Below are 6,469 nucleotides of genomic sequence, written 5' to 3'. Positions count from 1 at the left end.
GGCATTGCCAATCTCTATCAGGAGATGCTGGGTGGATCGTCGGTCAATGTGGCGGGCGTCGATTTTGACACCGACAATGACCGGACCTGGGGCGGCATCGGCGCTGGCGGTACCTATGCCTGGGCCGACAACAAATATGCCGTCTATGGCGAAGGCTCGATCAACACCGCGCTCAACCACTTCGCCGACAGCTACGCCCTCAAGGGCACCGTCGGCTTCAAGGTCAAGTGGTAAGGCGCAAACCCGCCTTCCAAAAAGCAAAGCCCCGGTTCCAGCCGGGGCTTTGTTGTCTGAACAATCGGCACGTTCCGCCAAATGCCTCATATGTGAACTGCGATGCAAAGGCTGAACTGAAGCGGGCCGTATCCTGTCCGAAAACGGTTTCACACTTTTCGGGATGCGCTCTAATCCGCCAATACCAGCAGATCGTGCGAGGCGAAATGCACCGTCACCTTGTCGCCGCGCTGCGGCGGTGGCTGGGTCGGGTCGTTGAACGCGTCGAACGACAGGCGGTTCTTGCCCAATGCCACACGCGTACGGATGACGGAGCCGAGGAAATGCACGTCCTCGATGGTTGCATCCAGTGAGGTGTCATGGCTCTTGCGGGCTTCGAGGCTGACAGCTTCCGGGCGCAAGGCAAGCGTCAGCGGCTTCCCCTTCGGATGATGGTCGAGCTTTTCCTGCACGGTGATGGTGCGCCCGTCGAGATCGATGCTGTTCTGGCCCGGTTCGCTGACCGAGGCCTCCAGCATGTTGAGCGTGCCGACGAAGGACGCCACGAAGCGCGAGGCCGGGCGGTTATAGATGTCGAAAGGCGAGCCGATCTGATCGGCGCGGCCTTCGTGCATGACCACGATGCGGTCGGATATCGACAGCGCTTCTTCCTGATCATGGGTGACGAAGACGGTCGTAATGCCGAGCTTCTGCTGGATGGCGCGGATTTCCTCGCGCAGGGAGATGCGGATTTTCGCATCCAGCGCCGATAGCGGCTCGTCAAGCAGGAGAACCTGCGGCTTGGTGGCGAGCGCACGCGCAAGCGCGACGCGTTGCTGCTGGCCGCCGGACATCTGATAGGGATAACGACCCGCCAGATGGTCGAGACGGATGAGGCCCAGCATTTCCTTCACCGTGGCGTCGATTTCCGCCTTTGGCTTTCCGGCGACGCGCAGGCCGAACGAGACATTCTGCGCAACCGTCATATTGGGAAACAGCGCATAGGCCTGAAACACCATGCCGATATTGCGCTGGTTGGGCTTGAGGTCCACCACATCCTTGCCGTTGATTTCAATCGCGCCGCTGTCGGGCGTCTCGAAACCGGCGATCATGCGCAGAACGGTTGTCTTGCCGCAGCCCGATGGACCGAGGAAGGAAACGAATTCGCCCTTTTCCACGGCAAGGTTGAAGTCGTGGACGACGGTATTGGCGCCAAAGCTCTTTTTCAGGTGCTTGATATTGAGAAAAGCCATGAATGTTACCCGGCGGTTGTTTTGAATTTATTGAGGCGTGAAACGAGTTGCAGCATGATGATGCTGAGCCACGTGATGCCGAACGAAATGATCGCCAGCGCTGACGGTTCGTAGGCGCGGTTTGCGCCGACCAGCTGCAAATAGGGGCCGAAGGCAGGGCGGTTCAAAAGCGAGGCCAGCGTGAATTCGCCGATGACGATGGCGAATGTGATGAAGGCGCCGCTCATCACGCCGGAAATCACGTTCGGGAAAATCACCTTGAACATGATGCGTCCCCAGCCTGCGCCGAGGCTTTGCGCGGCTTCCGTCAGCGTCGTGACGTCGATGGTGCGCATCGCCGTATCGACGGCGCGGTACATATAGGGCAGCGACAGCGTCATATAGCCGAACATCAAAAGCACGTCGGTTGCCCGTGTTGACGCCGTGAACGGCAGCCATGACGACGAGTTGTAGATGCGCAGATAACCGAACACGATGACGATCGCCGGAATGACCAGCGGCATCAGCGTGATGAATTCCATCACGGGGCGCAATTGCGGCAGGCGCAGGCGCACCCAATAGGCAGTCGGCACCACCAGCAACACACCGAATATGATGGTCAGCAGGCCAAGCAGGATTGAATAGCCGAAGGTCGCCTGGAAGTTCGGATCGGCGAACACGACCCGATAGGCATCGAAGGAATATTCGCCGCGCCGCATGCGCAGCGAGAATTCGAATGTGCCGATCAGGGGCACGAGGAAGTAGATCGCCCCGATCAGGAAAGCGACCCACGCTCCAATTTTTTGAGCCTTGAAGCCTTTCATCGCTGCCACCTCTCGGCGCGCATGCGCAGCCAGATATAGATGAGGTTGGAAACACCGGTAATGACGATCATGCCGAGCGCCAGCGCATAGCCGAGGTTCTGGTTATGCAGAACGTCGCCGCGAATCTGGGCATAAAGCAGGATAGGCACGATGTTGAGCGAGGAACCCGTCAAGGCATAGGCGGTTGCGATGGCGCCAAAGGCATTGGCGAACAGCAGAAGCGTTGTGCCGAGCAGGCTCGGCCACAGGATCGGGAAGGCCACCATGCGCCAATATTGGGCTGTGGTCGCGCCCAGAATGGACGAGGCTTCCCGCCATTCTTTTTTCAGGCCATCGAGCGCAGGCGTCAGGATCAGCACCATCAGCGGTATCTGAAAGAACAGATAGGTCAGCGTCAGCCCGAAGAAGGAGAGCAGGTTGAAGCCGGTCGAGTAGAGATTGAAGCCGAACCATTCCCTGAGCAGAATGGTCACGAAGCCGGTTCGTCCCAGTGTCGCCAGAAAGGCGAAGGCCAGCGGCACGCCCGCAAAGTTCGACGCCACGCCGGAAAAGGTCAGCACCGTCGGGCGCAGCCATGGCGGCAGATTGCCGAGGACGACCGCCCAGGCGAGAAAGAAGCCGATGATCGCGCCGCCAATGGCCGATGCAAGGCTGACCTTGATCGATATCCAGTAGGCGCTCATGATTTGCGGCTGGAACAGATCGTAGATGTTCTGGAGCGTGAAGTTGCCTGCCGGGTCCTGAAACGCGCCGATGATGAGATACATCGTCGGCCAGATCAGGAACAGAATGGCGAAGATGAAAAACGGTGTCACGCCAAGCCAGGACAACGGAAGCTGGCGTTTGCGCGCCCCGCTGCTGGGGACGTTTGTTTCTGCTACTGCACTCATGCGCTCTTTCTTTAGACCGGGTTCCCGCAGAACGGAACTGAATCGTTCCAACTTTTTGTTTTATTTATGCGATCAGCAAGGGCTGTCATTCGGTGTCAGGCAATCAATAAAGTGCCTGAGTGTGAACCCTTTGATATCGCGCCGACCGTGTAAGGCCGACGCGATATGTGTTCGATGCGACAGGCACGAGCCCGGCGCTCGCGGTCCTTACTGGACGTTTGCGCCCACGACGCTATCCCATTCCTTGGTGATCGTGGTCTGCGCGGCCTCGATCTGCTCCAGGGTCGGGAAGATAGCCTTTTCATAGGCTGCTGCCGGCGGCAGCTTGTCGAGCAGTTCCTGCGGGATCTTGCCGGCCTTCGCCATCGCGTTGAAGCGGATCGGGTGGCAATAGCCCTTCAGATAGCCGAGCTGACCTTCATCCGAATAGATGTGCTCCATCCAAAGCTTCGCAGCGTTCGGATGCGGTGCGTAGGCGCTGATCGCCTGAACATAGACGCCGGCGATGACGCCCGACTTCGGAATGACGGTTTCGACTTCCGGATTGCCCTTGAGCGTGTCGCGGTCGGCGAGCGCGTTATAGTCCCAGCGGATGACGATAGGGGTCGAACCCTGCGCCAGAGAAGCGGCCTTGCCGATGACCGGAACGAAATTGCCGTTGGCATTCAGTTCCTTGTAGAATTCAAGGCCTTTCTTGCCTGCGGCTTCGCCCGGCTCGCCGCCACGGGCGATACCGGCGGCATGAACGCCGAGAATGGCCTGTGCGGAAACGCGCGGATCACCTGCAAGCGCGACGGAGTTCGCATAGTCGCTCTTGAGCAGGTCTTCCCAGTCGGTGGGCACGTCCTTGACGATGTCCTTGTTCACTTCGAAAGCCAGAACGCCGTAATAATCGCCGTACCAGTAGCCTTCCGGATCCTTGGCGCTATCCGGAATTTCGTCCCAGGTTGCGACCTTGTAAGGCTGGATGAGGGCATCCTTCTTGGCAGAAGCGCCAAAGGCAAAGCCGACGTCGATGACGTCAGGAGCCTGCGGACCCTTGTTGTCCTTGTTGGCCTTGATGGCTTCGACTTCATCGCCCGAACCGGCGTCCGGGTTCAGTTCGTTGACCTTGAGGCCATACTTGTCCTTGAAGCTCTGGATGATTCCGCCATAGCCGCACCAGTCATGCGGGAGTGCGATGGTGGTCAGTTCGCCTTCTGCCTTGGCGGCGGCGATCAGTTCGGCTGACGGCTCGGCAGCGGCGATGGAAACTCCGGCAACGGCGATCGCCGTCGAAAGCGACAGCAGACGCGCTGTGTAGCTAAGCATTGTTTGACTCCCCTGTTTAAGGTCCGGCGAACGCCCCGGGTCGATTCCGGTGCTCGCGCATTCCCGATACCCGCCCTGTATGACGGTTGGATGACAGTTTGTGGCTTGTCACAAACTGCCAGCGACGGAAAGTGAAACACGTTTTCAGAGACTTAGCAATTCATCCGTTTGCGGGAGCGGCATTTTTATGACAGGAATTGTGACAGAGAATTCGCGATTGTCATAAAACTGCAAGACGCTTTTCCCTGTGCGACAAGGGTTTGTCCCGGTGCGGCATCGATGCCGTATGCGAGGGGATAAACGAAAATTTCCGAAATGAGAATGAAAACCCTCAGGTTTCGTATGAAGCTGGAGGCGGGGGCCTAATGCCCTCCGCCTCCACCGGCAACCTGCTTGGGCTTGCGCAGCATGATGGCGCAGACGGCAAGCGAACAGAACATCATCGTGAGGATAAAGAACACGTCGATGAAGGACAGGAGGGTCGCCTGCTGGCGCACCATGCCGGAAAGCTTGGAAATGGCGATGGTCGCGCCGTCCAGACCCGCCGCATTATATTTGGCGGTCAGATTGGCGATCATCCTTTCCGCTTCGGCATTGCCCCAGCGGGCATGTTCGGCCAGCCGCTCATAATGCATGTCGCCGCGCCGGGTCAGGATCGTGTTGATGACGGCAAGGCCGACAGCGCCGCCCAGATTGCGTGTCAGGTTGAACAGGCCGGACGCGTTCTTCAACAGGGAGGGCGGAAGCGTGCCGAGCGCCAGATTGTTGATCGGCACCATGCACAGCATCAGCGAACAGCCGCGCAGAATCTGCGGCAGCAGCAATTCATAGAAATCCCAGTCGGCGGTGAGGCCGGTTACCAGCCAGGTTCCGGCGGCAAAGCCGAGGAAGCCGATCATCATCATCAGGCGCGGGTCCATCCGGTTGGACAGGAAACCGGCAACCGGCGCGGTGAAGAACATGGCGAGACCGCTGACAAACAGCGCCTTGCCGATCATCAGGGCGTCATAGCCGCGCACGCTGCTCAGATAGAGCGGATAGAGATAGGTAAGGCCGTAGAGGCCAACGCCCATGACAAAGGAGAAGAGCGAGCCGAAGGCGAAATTGACATTCCTGAAGGCGCGCAAATCCACGATGGGCTGCTCCGCCGTAAACGCCCGGTAGAAGAAGACGATGCCGCCGACGACCATGACGATGGAAAGGAAGAAGATCGCGTCGTCCTGCAGCCAGTCGTTGCGCGGGCCTTCCTCCAGCACATATTCCATGGAGCCGAGGAACGCACCCATGCCGATCAGGCCCCACCAGTCGAACTTGCTCAGGAGTGAACTGTCGCCTTCGTCGAAGTCGATCAGGTTCCATGCGGCGATGGTGACGAGAATGCCGGGGCCGACATTGACCAGAAACAGCCAGTGCCAGGAAAAAGCGTGGCTGAGATAACCGCCGATGGTCGGGCCGATGGTGGGGGCGAGCGTCGCCACAAGGCCGATCATTGGCGAGACGATGGAGCGCTTGGACGGGGGGAAGATGGTGAAGGCGGCTGCGAACACGCTGGGGATCATGCCGCCGCCGATGAAGCCCTGGATGGCGCGGTAGACGATCATCTGCTCGATGTTCGTCGCCGTCGCGCAGAGCATGCTGGCAAGGGTGAAGCCCGCAGCCGAAAAGGTGAAGAGCACGCGCGTCGACAACAGGCGGCCAAGGAAGCCTGACAGCGGAATCATGATGACTTCCGCGATCAGATAGGAGGTCTGGACCCAGGAAATTTCATCGGAACTGGCGCTCAGGCCCGCCTGGATTTCGGCAAGCGAAGCCGAGACGATCTGGATGTCCAGGATCGCCATGAACATGCCGAACACCATGGCCAGAAAGCCGATGGCCTTCTTCGGGTCGATGCGGTCATCTGCCGGGGTCAAGGGCCCCATCGTCGTGTCTGCGGCCATGACGGCGCACTCCGGAATGAAAGAGAAAGGCGCGCGAAATCCGTTTCAGCGCGCCGCCA

The 6,469-nt window shown here is 59.1% G+C and carries 6 protein-coding genes; 1 reads left to right on the top strand and 5 read right to left on the bottom strand.

Annotation, left to right across the window (positions count from 1 at the left end):
- Positions 1–234 (top strand): autotransporter outer membrane beta-barrel domain-containing protein (locus tag AC0TOF_RS03475; protein WP_473767239.1); only part of this gene is annotated, 234 nt, incomplete at its 5' end.
- A gap of 170 nt (positions 235–404) precedes the next feature.
- Here AC0TOF_RS03475 and AC0TOF_RS03470 read toward each other — a convergent pair.
- The 5 genes from AC0TOF_RS03470 to AC0TOF_RS03450 form a co-directional block, all read right to left on the bottom strand.
- Positions 405–1,466 carry an ABC transporter ATP-binding protein gene (locus tag AC0TOF_RS03470; protein ID WP_473767238.1) on the bottom strand — a complete coding sequence of 354 codons (1,062 nt, stop codon included), beginning with the start codon at positions 1,464–1,466 and terminating at the stop codon, positions 405–407.
- A gap of 5 nt (positions 1,467–1,471) precedes the next feature.
- Positions 1,472–2,269 (bottom strand): ABC transporter permease, encoded by a 798-nt coding sequence (locus AC0TOF_RS03465; protein WP_473767237.1) that lies wholly within the window; start codon positions 2,267–2,269, stop codon positions 1,472–1,474.
- Positions 2,266–3,159: an ABC transporter permease gene (locus tag AC0TOF_RS03460; RefSeq protein ID WP_473767236.1), complete on the bottom strand. Its 894-nt coding sequence runs from the start codon at positions 3,157–3,159 to the stop codon at positions 2,266–2,268. The genes AC0TOF_RS03465 and AC0TOF_RS03460 overlap by 4 nt, the downstream gene beginning before the upstream one ends.
- Before the next feature lie 207 nt (positions 3,160–3,366).
- A complete protein-coding gene (locus AC0TOF_RS03455; protein WP_473767235.1) occupies positions 3,367–4,470 on the bottom strand; it encodes an ABC transporter substrate-binding protein in 1,104 nt (367 codons plus the stop codon).
- 362 nt (positions 4,471–4,832) lie between these two features.
- Positions 4,833–6,410 (bottom strand): DHA2 family efflux MFS transporter permease subunit, encoded by a 1,578-nt coding sequence (locus AC0TOF_RS03450; RefSeq protein ID WP_473767234.1) that lies wholly within the window; start codon positions 6,408–6,410, stop codon positions 4,833–4,835.
- Between the last annotated feature and the right edge of the window lie 59 nt (positions 6,411–6,469).

Source organism: Ochrobactrum sp. PL_is501 (assembly GCF_055816895.1).
This window is presented reverse-complemented; position numbering and strand designations above follow the sequence as displayed.